Below are 14949 nucleotides of genomic sequence, written 5' to 3' on the forward strand. Positions count from 1 at the left end.
GTTCCTGTGGACCGGAAGCACGTGGTTCCCAGGGTTCCACCGCGCCACGCCAGGGCCCACAGCACCATCGGGCAAGGGGTGACCCTTCGGCCCGGTGCTAACCGTCGGAGGGGGCGGAGCCGCTCGGCCGGGCAGCTCCGGGCGGATGTGATCCCTGGTCCTGCGTGCGCTGCGCCGCGGCGTCCAGCTCGGGGGCTCCATTGGAGACGATGGTAACCCTGCCATCGACGGGGGTGGAGACGTAGCGGGCCTTCGCGCCCGGGGCCAGGCGTAGGGCTCTGTGCGAGGGGAAGAGCTCCGCGCACCGCTGCCGGAGGCCCAACCGACTGGCCGCGTCGTCGATTAGGGCGCACTGCTCCGACGAGAGCTGGACGTAGGACTGGTCAGGAAGTGTGAGCCCGGTGAGGTCGACCCCGAGGGCGGCGGCGTCGAACTCCCCGTGCGGCCCGGTCTCGGACTTCGACTGCTGGACGGCCGTGGCTGCCGTGCTCTCGAATCCGCAGGCCTCGGCCATGGCCTCGACGGCCGAGTGCCCACCGGAGCAGGCGGAGAGGGCCAGCACGAGGAAGGTGCCGACCAGGCAGGGCAGACGTCCACAGCGGCTGGTCATCGGCGCCTCCTCGGGTCGTGGGCGACGGTACTGGCCGCACTGCCGGAGGTCACGACGCTGGCACCGCCCGGCTCGCTCGCTGGGGGACAGTCGGGAGCATCGGAGCGGGGATGGTGCGGCCCTGGCGTCGGGGTGACGACGCCAGGGCCATGTGCTGCCACGGGGGGCTGGTCTGTGGGGCAGTCCGCCCGTGGCACGCTCAGAAGCCGCCGGGGCCACCACCGGGCCCGCCGCCACCGGGTCCGCCGAAGCCGCCACCGGGGCCGCCGAAGCCACCGCCCGGACCGCCGTTGCCGCCGCCGCCGAAGAGCCGTCCGAAGCCGCCGCCCATGCCGCCCTGCTGGCGCAGGCCGCCGAAGCTGCCCATCCCCATCTGGTTGTGGGCGCGCCGGCCGAACAGCCCGCCGCCGAGCAGTCGGGTGAGCAGACCCGGGCGGCCGCCCACCCCGTCGCCCCCGGTGACCATGCTGAACAGGCCGGAGCCGATGAAGCCACCGGCCACCGAGGTGAGCAGGTTCCTCCCGGTCGAGCCGCCGATCGCGCCCTGGGCCTGGCCGAGCACGCTCTGCAGGGTGCCGGGCTGCTGCACCTCCAGCCGGGTGGCAGAGCGCGCCAGCGACGCGGCCGAGGCGTCGGCCGGCGTCTCGCCGGTGGTGGAGAGGGCCTGCAGCACCTGCTGGCGCTCGGCAGCGCTCACCTGGGCGAAGGCCTGCTCGTGCGCCTGCTCGATCTGGTCGGGGGAGGCGGTGCGCAGCAGGTACTGGTAGCGCGCCACCGCGTCGCCGGAGGAGTTGGTCTGGCTGGTCATCGTGGGGCTTCCTCTCTGTGGATGCCTCAAGCCTTCCGAGCCGGTCTGGCCGCCGCCTTGGTGTCGGCTGTGCGTCGTCTGTGAGACCGCCCTCCCGGGGCGGTAGCCCGGGCACAGGACGACGAAGGGGCCGGACCATCAGGTCCGGCCCCTTGTCAGGAGTGCGTGGCGCGGGCTGCGCGAGCGTCGAAGATCAGCGGCGCCCGCGGCGCGAGGAGAAGCTGGCAGCCCCGCCCGTGGAGCCCTCGCGGGCGGCACGGGCCTCCGCGAAAGGATTGCGACGGGCCGACGAGGAGCCGGACTCGCTGCGCGAGGCGCTGCTGGTGGAGGCGGTCTCGCCACCCGAACGAGCGCCGCCGGAACGGCCGCCGCCGGAGCGACCACCGCGACCGCGGCCACCGCCCTGGCGGGCCGAGGGGCCCTCGGAGCCACGGCCGCCACGGCCACGACCGCCGTTGCCGCCACGTCCGCGGCCACCGTTGCCGCCGCCGTTGTTCTGCTGCTGCTCGGCCTTGTTCGGGTAGGCCAGCTTCTCGGCGTCGTCGGCGCTCAGGAAGGTGCGCTCACCGGGAGCCAGGTCGTCCAGGGTGCCGCGGTCGGCACCGGAGATCGTGGGCTTGATCTTGGCGGCGCGCATCAGGCCGCGCACCTCGTGGCGCTGCTCCGGGGTCACCAGGGTGACCACGGTGCCGGCCTTGCCGGCGCGGGCGGTGCGGCCCGAGCGGTGCAGGTAGGCCTTGTGCTCGGTGGGCGGGTCAGCGTGCACCACCAGGCCGACGTCGTCGACGTGGATGCCACGCGCGGCGATGTCGGTGGCCACCAGGGTGTCGACGCGACCCGAGTGGAAGGCGTCCATGTTGCGGGTGCGGGCGTTCTGGGCCAGGTTGCCGTGCAGCTCCACCGTCGGGATGCCCTTCGCGAGCAGCTGCTTGGCCAGCTTCTTGGCGCCGTGCTTGGTGCGGGTGAACAGGATGGTCTTGCCGGGCGAGGCGGCGAGGTCGGCCAGGATCACGGTCTTGTCCGCCGTGGCCACCTCCAGCACGTGGTGGTCCATGGCGGCGACGGGGCTCTCGGCCGAGTCGGCCTCGTGGGTCACCGGCTGGTGCAGGTAGCGCTTGACCAAGACGTCGATGCCGTTGTCCAGCGTGGCGCTGAAGAGCATCTTCTGGGCCTGGGCGGGCACCTTGTCGAGGATCCGCTTGACCATGGGCAGGAAGCCCATGTCGGCCATGTGGTCGGCCTCGTCGATGACGACGACCTCGATGCCGGACAGGTCCACGGCACCCTGGCCCATCAGGTCGAGCAGACGGCCGGGGCAGGCGATCAGCACGTCGAGGCCCTTGGCCAGCGCGCGCACCTGCGGGTTCTGGTTCACACCGCCGAAGATGGTCAGGCTGCTGAGGCCGGTGCCCTTCTCCAGCGGGAGCAGGGATTCCTCGATCTGCGCGGCCAGCTCACGGGTGGGGGCCAGCACCAGGGCGCGCGGCTTCTTGGCCACGACGCGGCGCGGGTCGCCCATCAGGCGGGCCACCAGCGGGAGCAGGAAGGCATAGGTCTTGCCGGAGCCGGTGCGGCCGCGGCCCAGCACGTCGCGCCCGGCGAGCGAGTCGGGCAGGGTGGCGAGCTGGATGGGGGTGGGGCTGGTGATGCCGCGGCCCTCGAGGGCAGCGGCGAGGTTCTGGGGCACGCCCAGGGAAGTGAAGTCAGACATGGGAAGACAAACCAATCAATCGGCGTCTTGCACGGCGCGCTCAGCTTGATCCGTCCATACGGTGCGGCGCGGCCAGCGGAACCTCCTCATCCCGTCGGGAGAGGCATCCGATCACCGAGGGTTCGCTGCAAGACTGGGCGAACCAACTGTTCAACCATAGCGCGGCCAGAAGTTGAACGTGCAATCCGTGGGGATCGGCCTCTCCGTGGGCCCACAGGAAAGCCCGTTGTCAGCGCGGGGTGGGAGCCGGTGGTGTGCAGCTGTGCGGGCGGGACCGCGAGCCGGGGGCCGGGATCGCGAGGTGGGGGCTTGTGGCTGGGGCGGTTCGCACCTGACAGGGCGGGATCACGGCCGGTGGGGCCGCATCGCCCCTGCAGGAACAGGGGCGATCCGCACGCTGAGGCCGTGATCTGGGTAGCTGGTCATCCTGCCTCAGGGCGCATCCGCGGCTCAACGGTCAGCCGCCGACCGGGTGGCCTGTGACCGCCCTGTCGTCGATGATGTCGCGTAGCTCGCCGGTCCCCGCGCCGTTGGCACGTGGAGGTTGCCCCCCGCGCTGACTGGGGCAAATGTCCAACCCTGAAATCCGCGCCCTCGATTGCATTTCCGGCCCGAAATCGACGATTTTCGGGATCGACGGCGCCACACCCCCCCGGAGCGGCGACCGGACTCAGGCGAACTGCCAGGACCGCTTGCTCAGCCCGTACCAGAAGCCGTCCAGGGCCGAGGTGCTCTCGATCGAACCGGAGGCATCGGCCGCACCCAGCGCCACGTAGAGCGGGGCCCAGTGCTCGGTGCGCGGGTGGGCCTCGTGGGCGCCCGGCGCCTTGTGCTCGAAGTCCAGGATGGCGTCGACGTCGCCGCGCTCCATGGCCTCGGCGGCCCACTGGTCGAACTCGGCGGAGACGCCGGGCGGGGCTGCGTCGGCGGGGGCCGACGGGTTGAACCAGCGCAGGTTGTGGGTGGTGAAGCCCGAGCCGATGATCATGGTGCCCTGCTCCCGCAGCGGTGCCAGCTTGCGACCCACCTCGAAGAGCTGGCGCGGGTCGAGGGTGGGCAGGCTCATCTGCAGCACCGGCACGTCGGCCTCGGGGAAGAGCTCCTTGAGCGGCACATAGGCGCCGTGGTCCAGCCCGCGCGACTCGTCGTGCTGGATCGGGTGCTCGGCGGTGGCGGTCAGGGCGGCCACCTGGTGGGCCAGCTCGGGGGCCAGCGGGGCGTCATAGGTGACCTGGTAGTAGCGCTCCGGGAAGCCCCAGAAGTCATAGGTGAGCGGCACCTTGCGCTCGAAGGCGCTGACCGTGACGGGGGCCTGCTCCCAGTGGGCGGAGACGATCAGCACGTCCTTGGGGCGCGGCAGGGCGTCCGCCCAGTCGTGCAGCTGCCCGGGCCAGGTGGCGTCGTCGGCCAGCGGCGGTGCGCCGTGGCTGAGGAAGAGGATCGGCTGGGTCTCGGTGCTCGTGGTCATGTGGGTGGAACACAGTTGAAACTTCAAATATTCCCCGTGGGCACGCTTGCTCGGACGGCGCGCCATGTCGCGCCTGGGTCAGGGTGTGTCCCGGGCTCCACCTCGCGCGCCGGGCTCCACTCCGCGCTCCGGGGCTCCACCTCGCGCGCCGCGAGCAACGTTGCGCGCGGCACTACGCGCGCAACGTTGCGTACGGGGCGCAAGGTGGCACGGGCGGGCGCGAGGTAGCACGGGCGGGCGCGAGGTGGAGAGGGCGGGCGCGAGGGGGTCGGGGCGCGGGTCTCCCGGTGGCCGAGGGCCCGGTCGAGACCCTGGTGGGGTGCGGTGCGTCCTGCCGGGCGCGTGGGTGGGATGGCGGGCGCAAGGTGGCACGGGCGGGCGCAAGGTGCCGTAGCGGCGCGAGAGGGTCGGGGCGCGGGTCTCTCGGCGGCCGAGGGCCCGGTCGAGACCCTGGTGGGGTGCGGTGCGTCCTGCTGGGAGCGTGGGTGGCAGGGCGGGTGCGAGGTCCAGACTGAGTGTGCGCGACGAGGCGCGGGACATGAGCGGTCTGGAGCGGCAGCTTGGTGGACACGACATGCCGGGTGCACCGGATGCCGCGTGGCCTGACGGCCGCGGGGCTCCTCCCGTGCCGCACCCGCAGCGGCAGCGGACCCCTCCGGCTCCGCAGCCGCAGTGGTGGGGGGGTCCCGGCGCAGCCGCAGTGGTGGCGGGGAGCTCCCGGCCCCGCAGCCGCAGTGGTGGCGGGGCGCTCCCGGCTCCGCGGCCGCGAGGGTGTGGCTCAGTCGATCGGCTGGCCGCCGAGGGGTAGCAGGCCGTAGGCGTGACGGATGTGCTCCTCCATGCGGCGCTCGGCGAGCGAGGCGTCGCCCGCGGCGATCGCCTCCAGGATGCCGTGGTGGTCGTGCCGCAGCCGCACCCGCAGTGCCTCCCAGTCCTCCACCCGACGCTCCGCCTCGAGGATGGGGGTGCGCAGGCTCTCGCGCACGGCCTGGGTGAGGTCGGCCAGCATGGTGTTGCCGCTGTGCTGGGCGATGCCGACGTGGAAGCGGGTGTCCAGCTCGTTGAACTCGTCGCGGTCCTCGGCCTGGTCCATCCGCTCCAGCAGCCCACGCAGGGCAGCCAGGCCGTCCTCGTCGATGCTGCTGCAGGCCAGGGCGGCGCTGCCGCGCTCGAGCGCGATCCGGGCCACCACCACCTCGTGCAGCGGGAACTGGGCCAGCGTCACCTGGAGCCGCAGCAGCCGTTGCAGGGCCTGGCTGCGCTCGCTGATCACGTGGGTGCCGGCGCTCGCCCCGCTGCCCACCCGGCTGGCCAGCACGCCCTGCGCCTCCAGGGTGCGGATCGCCTCGCGGATGGCGGGGCGGCTCACCCCGAGCTGCTGGGCGAGCTCGCGCTCCGGGGGCAGTCGGTCACCCACCGTCAGCCGTCCGTCGAGGATCTGCTCGGTGAGGTGCTGCAGCACGGTCTCGAAGGCGCGCGGCTCGCCCGCCTGCTCCGTCGCCGACCCGCGCCCGTGGCTCTCCAGGGTGCTCATGGGCCCAGTCTTCCACCGCTGGAGGCGGAAGTCGGCAGGAGGGTCCGCCATGTGGCGAGTCCTGGAGGGCTCGCCCCCGAGAGGGTGTGGCGAGCGGCCGATCAGGGGCACTAGCGTCGCTGGCCCCAATGCCTGAGCAGAGGAGCAATGCCATGCAGGTGGCCACCGGAACCATCGCCAGCACCGACCCCGCCGCCGACACCCAGCGGGTGGTCGAGGCCCTTCGCCCCCAGCGACGCAGCGACGAGAGCGAGCCGCGCACGGTGGGCACGGACCGCACCAATGTCCCGCTGACCCCCGAGCACTCCAGCCCGGTGCGTGACAACGCGGACGAGGCGCTGGTGGAGTTCACCGACGGCAGCCTGCTCCGCCTCACCCCCAGCCCGGGCGTGATCCGCGTGGAGACCCAGGTGCCCGACGACGTCGACATGACCTCCTTCCAAGACCAGGTGGCCGCCCGGATCGGCATGCCGGTCTCCTGGCTGCGCGACTGACACCGACCCCGACCCTGCCCCAACGACGGAGCAGGTTCTGTCTCGATTTAGATAGATAGACTATCTATGGAATGATGCGCGGGTGACTCCCGATCCCACCGCCGGCCTGGCGCTCGACGCCATGCTCACCAGCGCCCGCCTGACCCGCTATGTGCGCCGCCACGGCCACCCGGCCGACACCGCCGCCACCTGGCGGGCCCTCGCAGCCCTGGCCGATCAGGGGCCGCTGCGGCTGGGGGAGTTCGCCCAGCTGGACCAGCTGAGCCAGCCCACCGCCACCGCCAAGATGAACCGCCTGGTGGCGGCCGGGCTGGTGGAGCGCCGCGCGGATCCCAGCGACGGCCGGGCCCAGCTCTTCCAGCTCACCCAGGCCGGCCATGAGCGGCTGGCCGGCATGCGCGAGCAGGGCCTGGCCTGCCTGTTGCCGGGCATCGAACAGCTCGACGACCAGGAGCGCGCCCGGCTGTCCGAGGGCCTGGCGGTGCTGCGTCGCGTGCTCGACGGTTGCGCCACGCCGGCCATCACGGCGGGCGCCCGGCCCGTCGGTTCCCCCGAACCCACCGAATCCACCGACAAGGAGACGCCCCACCCGTGAGCACCACCACAGACCAGTCCCGACGCCCCGGCCCCGAGCCGGACCTGGTGCGCGACGGCACCGCGGAGCACCACGCCCGCCCCGACTCAATCCTGCGCCAGCCGCGGGCGGTCTGGGCCGTGGCCTTCGCCTGCGCCGTCGCCTTCATGGGGATCGGACTGGTGGACCCGATCCTGCCCGCGATCAGCGAGCAGCTGCATGCCAGCCCCAGTCAGGCGATGTGGCTGTTCACCAGCTACCTGTTCATCACCGGCATCGCGATGTTCTTCACCTCCTGGGTCTCCAGTCGCTGGGGTGCCCGACGCACCCTGCTGGTGGGCCTGGCGCTGATCGTGGTCATGGCAGCCGGTGCCGGTGCGGTCAGCGACGTGAACCTGATCCTGGCGCTGCGGGCGGGCTGGGGCCTGGGCAATGCCCTGTTCATCTCCACCGCGCTGGCCTCCATCGTGGGCGCCGCCAGCGGTGGCGTGGACTCGGCGATCATGCTCTACGAGGCGGCGCTGGGTGTCGGGATGGCCTGCGGCCCGCTGCTTGGCGGACTGCTCGGCTCCTGGAGTTGGCGCGGACCCTTCTTCGGCACCGCCGCGCTGATGGCCATCGGTTTCGCCGCCATCGTCGTGATGCTCGACGAGCGCAGCCGCCCCGCGCCGATCAGCCTGCGCGTCACCGGCCAGGCACTGCGCCATCCCGTCCTGATGACGCTGGCCGCCGCCGCCTTCTGCTACAACTACGGCTTCTTCGGCATCCTGGCCTACTCGCCCTTCCCGCTCACCCGCGCCGGGGAGCAGGCCGGCATCCACGTCGGGGCCTTCCAGCTGGGCCTGGTCTTCTTCGGCTGGGGCCTGCTGCTGGCGCTCAGCTCGGTCTTCCTGGCGCCACGGCTCACCGCCCGTCTGGGGCGCGGCCCGGTGCTGACCGGTGGCGCCGTCGCGCTCGCCCTGCTGCTGGCGCTGCTGGCCAGCCAGGTGCACCACTTCTGGGGACTCGTCGTGCCGATCGTGCTCTCCGGCGCCGTCTCTGGGGTGATGAACACCGTGCTCACCGAGGCGACGATGGAGTCCACCGACCTGCCGCGCTCGGTGGCCTCGTCCACCTATTCCGGCGTCCGCTTCCTGGGCGGTGCGGTCTCCTCCGCCCTGGCCGGCGGCATCGCGGCCCGCCACGGCGCCGCCATGCCCTATGAGGTGGCGGCGGGCGCCTTCCTGGCCTGCGGCCTGGTGCTGGCCCTGCGGCGGCGCAGCCTGGCGGCCATCGATCGGCACGTGGCCTCCCGCGATTGAGCTGACGATCGTCCAGAATTGACCCGGGAGTGGCTCACGGGCCGACTCCCGACCCCGGGGGATGATGGTGACGACAGACCACCCGAAAGGATGTATCTGTTGCTGGCAAATCGCTGTGACAAGCGGCGATGCTGGGGCACGTTTGGTCGATGAGCCGACATGCCCATAGGTTCTTCTAGTTCGTCAATCCCAGGAGGCACATCGCATGGCCGAGCAAGATCGACCAGAAACCCCCGGCGCCGGCCGCAAACGGCGCCCTGGCGGCTCCGCAGCCCGCCAGCACCACCAGCATCCCAGCCACCGCCAGGGTCGCGGCCTGCTGAGCTCCCAGGCAGGGCTCGCCCGCGTCACCGGCGACGGTCGCATCGTCGACACCGCCCACCCCGCCCTCGAGCCGCCGCCCGAGGCGATGGCCCACGAGCGCCCCGGTTCGCTCGACAAGGTGGTCTTCGGCGTCTCCGCGCTGGTGGCCGTCGCCTTCGTCGCCTGGGGCATCCTCGCCCCCAAGGGCCTGGCCACGGCCTCCAGCTCCGGTCTGGACTGGGTGGTCACCAATGCCGGCTGGCTCTTCGCGCTGGCCGCCACCGGTTTCGTCTTCTACATCGGCTGGCTCGCGATCAGCCCCTACGGCCGCATCCCGCTGGGCCGCGACGGCGAGGAGCCGGAGTTCAGCACGGTGAGCTGGATCGCCATGATGTTCAGCGCCGGCATGGGCATCGGCCTGATGTTCTACGGCGCCGCCGAGCCGCTGGCGCACTTCGTCACCCCGCCGCCCGGCACCGGCGAGGAGGCCAATGTCAACGCGGTCCGCACCGCGATGGCCACCACCCTGTTCCACTGGGGCCTGCACCCCTGGGCCATCTACGCCGTGGTGGGCGTCGCCATCGCCTACGGCGTCTTCCGCAAGGGGCGTCCGCTGACCATCAGCGCCGTCTTCGAGCCCATCCTGGGCAAGCGCCAGACCTACGGCCCCGCCGGCAAGGTGATCGACATCTTCGCGATCTTCGCCACCCTGTTCGGCTCGGCCACCTCGCTGGGCCTGGGTGCCCTGCAGATCGCCCACGGAGCCGAGATCGTCGGCTGGGCGGGCAAGGCCGGCAACACCTTCCTGGTGCTGCTGATCACCGCGCTCACCATCTGCTTCATCCTGTCCGCCGTCTCCGGCGTCGGCAAGGGCATCCAGTACCTCTCGAACATCAACATGGTGCTGGCCCTGCTGCTGGCCCTGTTCGTCTTCGTGCTGGGCCCCACCGTCTTCATCCTGAACCTGATCCCCACCACGCTGGGCACCTACCTGCAGACCCTGATGCAGATGTCGGCCCGTACCGCGGCCTCCGGCGCCGAGGGCGCCAACGACTGGCTGGCCGGCTGGACCATCTTCTACTGGGCCTGGTGGGTGAGCTGGACCCCCTTCGTGGGCATGTTCATCGCCCGCATCTCCAAGGGCCGCACCATCCGCCAGTTCGTCTCCGGCGTGCTGCTGATCCCCACCATCGTGAGCCTGATCTGGTTCGCCATCTTCGGCGGTGCCGCGATCAACGCCGAGCAGGCGGGCGCCGCGCTGAGCAAGGTCGAGAGCGCCGAGGGCACCCTGTTCTCGCTGCTCGACACCATGCCGCTGGCCGGCATCACCTCGGTGCTGGTCATGGTGCTGGTGGGCATCTTCTTCGTCTCCGGCGCCGACGCGGCCTCCATCGTGATGGGCACCCTGAGCGAGAACGGCACCATCGAGCCCAGCCGCAAGACCGTGGTCTTCTGGGGCGTGGCCACCGGTGCCGTCGCCGCCATCATGCTGATCGCCGGCGGCGAGGACGCGCTGAGCGGCCTGCAGTCGATCACCATCGTGGCCGGGCTGCCCTTCATGGTGATCATGGTGCTGATGGCCGTGGCGCTGACCAAGGACCTGTCCAGCGACCCGCTGATCGTGCGCGGCCGCTATGCCAAGGCCGCGGTCGAGCAGGCCATCGTCGAGGGCGTCACCGCCCACGGCGACGAGTTCCACCTGGCCGTCGAGCCGGTCGCCCCCGGTGAGGGCGTGGGCAACAAGGTGGACACCACCACCATCCCCGCCGTCACCGACGAGGTGATCGCCGAGCAGGAGGGCGCCACCCGCGCCTGAGCCGTGCTTGGACGACGGCCGTCCCGCAGCCTGCGGGGCGGCCGTCGTCTGTTTCCCTGCCCGCCCTCGCGGCGCGAACCCGCGCTGCCTAGGCTGGGGGCGAGGCCGGCGGCCGGCCAGAACCAGGAGTGAGCCATGGACCTGCCCCAGTTGCGACGCCCGATCGTGGTGGCCCCGATGGCGGGCGGTCCCACCACCCCCGAGCTGGTGGCGGCGGGTTGCCGCGTCGGGGGAGCCGGCTTCCTGCCCGCCGGCTACCTGACCGCCGCGGTGCTGGAGCAGAAGATCACCGCCCTGCGCGACCTGCTGGGCCCGGGCGAGGAGGCCTGGGGTGTCAACCTGTTCGTCCCGTCCCCCGCAGACCGTGCCCGCGACGAGGCGGCTGTCGAGGCCTACCGTGCCCGGCTCGGCGACGGTGCCGGGGAGCCCCGCTGGGAGGACGACGACCACTACCCCGACAAGCTGCGGCTGCTCACCGAGGTGAGCCCGGTGCCGATGGTGAGCTTCACCTTCGGCTGCCCCACCCGTGAGGTGGTGGACGCCCTGCACGCGGTGGGCAGTTCCGTGCTGGTGACGGTGACCGAGCGCCACGAGGCCACCGCCGCGGTCGCCTGCGGTGCCGATGCGCTGGTGGTGCAGGGTTTCGACGCGGGCGGGCACCGCGGAACCCACGACGCCGCGGCCGAGCCGAACTCCCGCGACGCGCTGGCCCTGCTGCCCGAGCTGTCCTACGTCGAGCTGCCCAAGATCGCCGCCGGCGGGGTGGCCACCGCGGGCGACGTGCGCCGGCTGCTGGAGGCCGGTGCGGTGGCGGTGCAGGTGGGCACCGCCCTGCTGCGCTGCCCGGAGGCCGGCACCAGTGCTGCGCACCGCGAGCTGCTGGCCCGCGCCACCGGCACCCGGATCACCCGCGCCTTCAGCGGTCGCCCGGCCCGTGGCCTGGTCAACCGCTTCCTGACCGAGCACGACGCCGAGGCACCGTCCGTCTACCCGCAGGTGGACCAGGTCACCAAGCCGCTGCGGGCCGCGGCTGCGGCCGCCGGGGACGGCGAGGCGATCTCCGGCTGGGCGGGCACCGGCTGGGCCGCCGGCCAGGAGCTGCCGGCCGAGCAGGTGCTGACCCAGCTCTGTGAAGGACTCTGAGGCGCCTCGGCGGCCCTTCACGAGCAGCGCCGGGGGAGCCCATGTTCCTCGCTGGATCCCTGCCGTGACAGGCGAACCCGCCGCGGCTGCTCTGTCCCGTGGTTGCTGCCAGGGGATCACGGGGGCGAGCTGAAGGGGGGACCGCGACGGGCTCGAGGCCAGCCTAGCGGCGTCGCCAGGCTCCGCCGGTGGGTACCACCATGGGAGTCAGCGAGACCGGATCGTCCACCACCAGGCAGTCCAGGCCCCAGACCTCGCGTACCAGGTCGGCGGTCAGCACCTGCTGCGGTGCGCCGGTGGCCACCACCTCGCCACGGCGCATCACCACCATGTGGTCGGCATAGCGGGCCGCCTGGTTCAGGTCGTGCAGCACCGCCGCCACCGTCACGCCCTGGTCCTGGTTCAGTCGGGCGAAGACGTCGAGCAGCTCGATCTGGTGGCTGATGTCCAGGTAGGTGGTGGGCTCGTCGAGCAGCAGGATCGGCGTCTGCTGGGCGATCGCCATGGCGGCCCAGACCCGCTGCCGCTGGCCGCCGGACAGCTCGCCCACCTCGCGCTCGGCCAGCTCGGCCACGTCCGTGGCGCGCATCGCCCAGTCCACCGCCTGCTCGTCGGCCTCGGTCCACTGCCGCACCAGCTTCTGGTACGGGAAACGGCCACGGGCCACCAGGTCGGCCACCCGGATGCCGTCGGGCGCCACCGAGCTCTGCGGCAGCAGCCCCACCTGGCGAGCGGCCTGCTTGGGCCGGTAGCCGGACAAGGGCTGGTCGTCGAGCAGCACCTGGCCCGAGCGCGGCGTCAGCAGCCGGGCCAGCGAGCGCAGCAGCGTCGACTTGCCGCAGGCATTCGGCCCGACGATGGCGGTGAAGCTGCCGTCGGGGATGGTGACGCTGAGCGCCTCGCTGACCACGCGCTGGTCGTAGGCCAGCGTGACCTCGTGGGCGCGCAGCCGGGACGTGGGGTTCATGCTTCCTCCAGTGGTCATGAGCGCCTCACCTGGGCGACGAGCAGGGCGAGCAGGTAGGCGCCGCCGCCCACCACGGTGACGATGCCCACCGGGACGTCGGATCCCAGCAGGTGCTGCGCGGCCACGTCGCTGGCCAGCAGCAGGAGGGCGCCGCACAGCGCGGAGCCCACCAGGGGCACGCCCGCCCCGCCCAGCAGGCGGTGGGCGATCTGCGGTGCGGCCAGGGCGACGAAGGCGATCGGTCCGGCCGCGGCCGTGGCCACCGCCACCAGGGCCACCGCCACCACCATCAGGGCGATCCGGGTGCGCTCCACCGGCACCCCGTGGGCGCTGGCGGCATCGTCGCCCAGCTCGAGCTGGCGCAGCGGGGCGGCCAGCAGGGCCACGGCCGGGGTGAGCAGCAGCAGGCAGCCGATGGCTGGCAGCAGTTCAGGCCAGCCCACCAGCGAGAGGGTGCCGGCGCCCCAGATGGAGGCGGCCATCGCCACCTCCGCCTGCACCCGCATCAGCAGGAAGAGGTTGAGCGCGTGCAGCATGGCCGTCACGCCGATGCCCACCACCACCAGCCGGTAGCCCTGCACCCCGCCCTGGCGCAGGCTGAACAGGTAGACCACCGCGGCCGTGGCCAGGCCTCCCAGCAGGGCGCCGGCCTGCGTCGAGGCGAAGGAGCCGCCCAGCACCGTGGTGGCCAGCAGGACGCCGGAATAGGCGCCGGTGGAGAAACCGATCACGTCGGGCGAGCCGAGCGGGTTGCGGGTGAGCGACTGGAAGACGGCGCCGGAGACGGCCAGCGCGCCCCCCAGCAGCAGGGCCGCCAGCACCCGGGGGGCGCGCCACTCCCGCACCACGGTGCTGGCGAAGCCGTCCTCGCGCACCAGCGCGGAGAGCACCTGGCCGGGGCTGAGCGGGTAGTCGCCCAGGCCCATCGCCCAGACGGCCAGCAGGGCGGTGAGCGCCAGCAGCAGCAGGCCGCGTAGCAGTCCGTCGCGACGCACCGGTGTGCCCACCACGGGCATCCGCAGCATGCCGGGACGGGTGGTGGATGGGGCAGGGGTGCGCGGGTTCGCGGTGCTCACAGCTCGGCCATCCTGCCGCGGGCCAGCCAGATCAGCACGGGGGCGCCGAGGAAGGCGGTGACGATGCCGGCGGGCAGCTCGCCCGGGGGCATCACGATGCGGCCCAGCACGTCGGCGAGCAGCAGCAGGGCGGGGCCCAGCAGCAGGCTGTAGGCCAGGATCCAGCGTTGGTCGGGGCCACAGATCCGTCGGGCGGCGTGCGGCACCATCAGCCCGACGAAGGCGATCGGGCCGGCAAGGGCGGTGGCGGTGCCCGCCAGCAGGGTGACCGCCAGGATCGCCAGACCACGCACCAGCGCCACGTTGGCGCCCAGGGCGGTGGCCAGGTCGTCGCCCAGCGCGACCGCATTCAGCGAACCCGAGATGCCCAGCGCCAGGACCAGTCCGACCACCAGGAAGGGCAGGGCGACGGGGATGTGGGCCCAGCCGCGGTCGGCCAGCGAGCCGGCCCGCCAGGTCTGCATCACGGTGAAGCGCTGCGGGTCGGCCATCACCATGGCCGAGGTGATGCCGGTGAGCACCGCACCCAGGGCGGTGCCGGCCAGCACCAGTTGCACCGGGCTGCCGCCGTTGCGTCCGAGCGATCCGACCGCGTGCACCCCGACGGTGGCCAGCGCGGCGCCCACGAAGGCGGCCAGCAGCAGGCCCAGCGAGGAGTCCAGGCCGGACAGCCCGGCGGCCATGGCCACCGCGAAGGCGGAGCCGGAGGTGGTGCCGAGGATGCCGGGATCGGCCAGCGGGTTGCGGGTGACCGCCTGCACCAGGGCACCGGAGGCGGCCAGCGCGGCACCGGCCAGTAGGCCCAGGGCGGTGCGGGCCAGCCGCAGGTCCACCACCAGGCGGACCTCCTGGGGCACCGGCCGGCCTCGCACCGCGTCGAGAATGTCACCCACTGGGACGGTTCGCGCGCCCACCGCGATGGCCAGCAGAATGGCCGCTGCCACCAGCAGCAGCGCGGCAACGAGGCCGAACAGTCGTCTGGTGGTGGCCCGGCGTCCCCCGTCGGCAGGCCGGCCCGGTGGCTCCTGGCGCGGGGGACGTCCGGTATCGGCTCCCGCCGCGGTCGTGGTCACCCAATTACTATAGGTTAGCCTTACCTAATTGATCACCGCGGGGTCTCCAGATGGTCCCCGCCCGCCGAGAG

General features: G+C 72.6%; 13 protein-coding genes. 5 read left to right on the forward strand and 8 right to left on the reverse strand.

What is annotated here, in order from left to right; genetic code table 11:
* Positions 1-97: 97 nt before the first annotated feature.
* The 5 genes from ABD073_RS04510 to ABD073_RS04530 form a co-directional block, all read right to left on the reverse strand.
* Positions 98-610 carry a hypothetical protein gene (locus ABD073_RS04510; RefSeq protein ID WP_343872649.1) on the reverse strand — a complete coding sequence of 171 codons (513 nt, stop codon included), beginning with the start codon at positions 608-610 and terminating at the stop codon, positions 98-100.
* Between the two features lie 199 nt (positions 611-809).
* Positions 810-1418: a hypothetical protein gene (locus ABD073_RS04515; RefSeq protein WP_343872650.1), complete on the reverse strand. Its 609-nt coding sequence runs from the start codon at positions 1416-1418 to the stop codon at positions 810-812.
* Positions 1419-1611: 193 nt separating this feature from the next.
* A complete protein-coding gene (locus ABD073_RS04520) occupies positions 1612-3129 on the reverse strand; it encodes a DEAD/DEAH box helicase (RefSeq protein WP_343872651.1) in 1518 nt (505 codons plus the stop codon).
* Positions 3130-3799: 670 nt separating this feature from the next.
* Complete coding sequence (locus ABD073_RS04525) at positions 3800-4597, reverse strand: dioxygenase family protein (RefSeq protein ID WP_343872652.1); 798 nt, start codon at positions 4595-4597, stop codon at positions 3800-3802.
* Between the two features lie 778 nt (positions 4598-5375).
* Positions 5376-6131 carry a FadR/GntR family transcriptional regulator gene (locus ABD073_RS04530; RefSeq protein WP_343872653.1) on the reverse strand — a complete coding sequence of 252 codons (756 nt, stop codon included), beginning with the start codon at positions 6129-6131 and terminating at the stop codon, positions 5376-5378.
* 128 nt (positions 6132-6259) lie between these two features.
* Here ABD073_RS04530 and ABD073_RS04535 point away from each other — a divergent pair, with 128 nt between their 5' ends.
* From ABD073_RS04535 to ABD073_RS04555, 5 genes are all read left to right on the forward strand, one after another.
* Positions 6260-6625, forward strand: a complete 366-nt coding sequence (locus ABD073_RS04535) for a hypothetical protein (protein WP_343872655.1) — start codon at positions 6260-6262, stop codon at positions 6623-6625.
* Between the two features lie 82 nt (positions 6626-6707).
* Positions 6708-7220: a MarR family winged helix-turn-helix transcriptional regulator gene (locus ABD073_RS04540; RefSeq protein WP_343872657.1), complete on the forward strand. Its 513-nt coding sequence runs from the start codon at positions 6708-6710 to the stop codon at positions 7218-7220.
* Positions 7217-8500 carry an MFS transporter gene (locus ABD073_RS04545; RefSeq protein WP_343872658.1) on the forward strand — a complete coding sequence of 428 codons (1284 nt, stop codon included), beginning with the start codon at positions 7217-7219 and terminating at the stop codon, positions 8498-8500. The genes ABD073_RS04540 and ABD073_RS04545 overlap by 4 nt, the downstream gene beginning before the upstream one ends.
* A gap of 205 nt (positions 8501-8705) precedes the next feature.
* The gene (locus ABD073_RS04550; protein WP_343872659.1) at positions 8706-10619 is read left to right on the forward strand and encodes a BCCT family transporter; all 1914 of its coding nucleotides are present in this window, start codon (positions 8706-8708) and stop codon (positions 10617-10619) included.
* 135 nt (positions 10620-10754) lie between these two features.
* Complete coding sequence (locus ABD073_RS04555; protein ID WP_343872661.1) at positions 10755-11762, forward strand: NAD(P)H-dependent flavin oxidoreductase; 1008 nt, start codon at positions 10755-10757, stop codon at positions 11760-11762.
* 163 nt (positions 11763-11925) lie between these two features.
* On the opposite strand, the gene ABD073_RS04560 is transcribed toward ABD073_RS04555, so the two are convergent.
* The 3 genes from ABD073_RS04560 to ABD073_RS04570 are packed head-to-tail and all read right to left on the reverse strand — an operon-like array spanning position 11926 to position 14878.
* Positions 11926-12729: an ABC transporter ATP-binding protein gene (locus ABD073_RS04560; RefSeq protein ID WP_343872662.1), complete on the reverse strand. Its 804-nt coding sequence runs from the start codon at positions 12727-12729 to the stop codon at positions 11926-11928.
* 14 nt (positions 12730-12743) lie between these two features.
* Positions 12744-13805: a FecCD family ABC transporter permease gene (locus ABD073_RS04565; RefSeq protein WP_343872663.1), complete on the reverse strand. Its 1062-nt coding sequence runs from the start codon at positions 13803-13805 to the stop codon at positions 12744-12746.
* Positions 13802-14878: a FecCD family ABC transporter permease gene (locus tag ABD073_RS04570; protein WP_343872664.1), complete on the reverse strand. Its 1077-nt coding sequence runs from the start codon at positions 14876-14878 to the stop codon at positions 13802-13804. Before ABD073_RS04570 ends, ABD073_RS04565 begins: the two co-directional genes overlap by 4 nt.
* Positions 14879-14949 lie beyond the last annotated feature (71 nt).

The sequence above is a fragment of the Luteococcus peritonei genome (assembly GCF_039526385.1).
GTDB lineage: Bacteria > Actinomycetota > Actinomycetes > Propionibacteriales > Propionibacteriaceae > Luteococcus > Luteococcus peritonei.

Bases quoted from the DNA above. Each gene is read 5' to 3' on its own strand.
- ABD073_RS04510 (WP_343872649.1), bottom strand. From the start codon at position 610: ATGACCAGCCGCTGTGGACGTCTGCCCTGCCTGGTCGGCACCTTCCTC.
- ABD073_RS04515 (WP_343872650.1), bottom strand. From the start codon at position 1,418: ATGACCAGCCAGACCAACTCCTCCGGCGACGCGGTGGCGCGCTACCAG.
- ABD073_RS04520 (WP_343872651.1), bottom strand. From the start codon at position 3,129: ATGTCTGACTTCACTTCCCTGGGCGTGCCCCAGAACCTCGCCGCTGCC.
- ABD073_RS04525 (WP_343872652.1), bottom strand. From the start codon at position 4,597: ATGACCACGAGCACCGAGACCCAGCCGATCCTCTTCCTCAGCCACGGC.
- ABD073_RS04530 (WP_343872653.1), bottom strand. From the start codon at position 6,131: ATGAGCACCCTGGAGAGCCACGGGCGCGGGTCGGCGACGGAGCAGGCG.
- ABD073_RS04535 (WP_343872655.1), top strand. From the start codon at position 6,260: ATGCCTGAGCAGAGGAGCAATGCCATGCAGGTGGCCACCGGAACCATC.
- ABD073_RS04550 (WP_343872659.1), top strand. From the start codon at position 8,706: ATGGCCGAGCAAGATCGACCAGAAACCCCCGGCGCCGGCCGCAAACGG.
- ABD073_RS04555 (WP_343872661.1), top strand. From the start codon at position 10,755: ATGGACCTGCCCCAGTTGCGACGCCCGATCGTGGTGGCCCCGATGGCG.
- ABD073_RS04560 (WP_343872662.1), bottom strand. From the start codon at position 12,729: ATGAACCCCACGTCCCGGCTGCGCGCCCACGAGGTCACGCTGGCCTAC.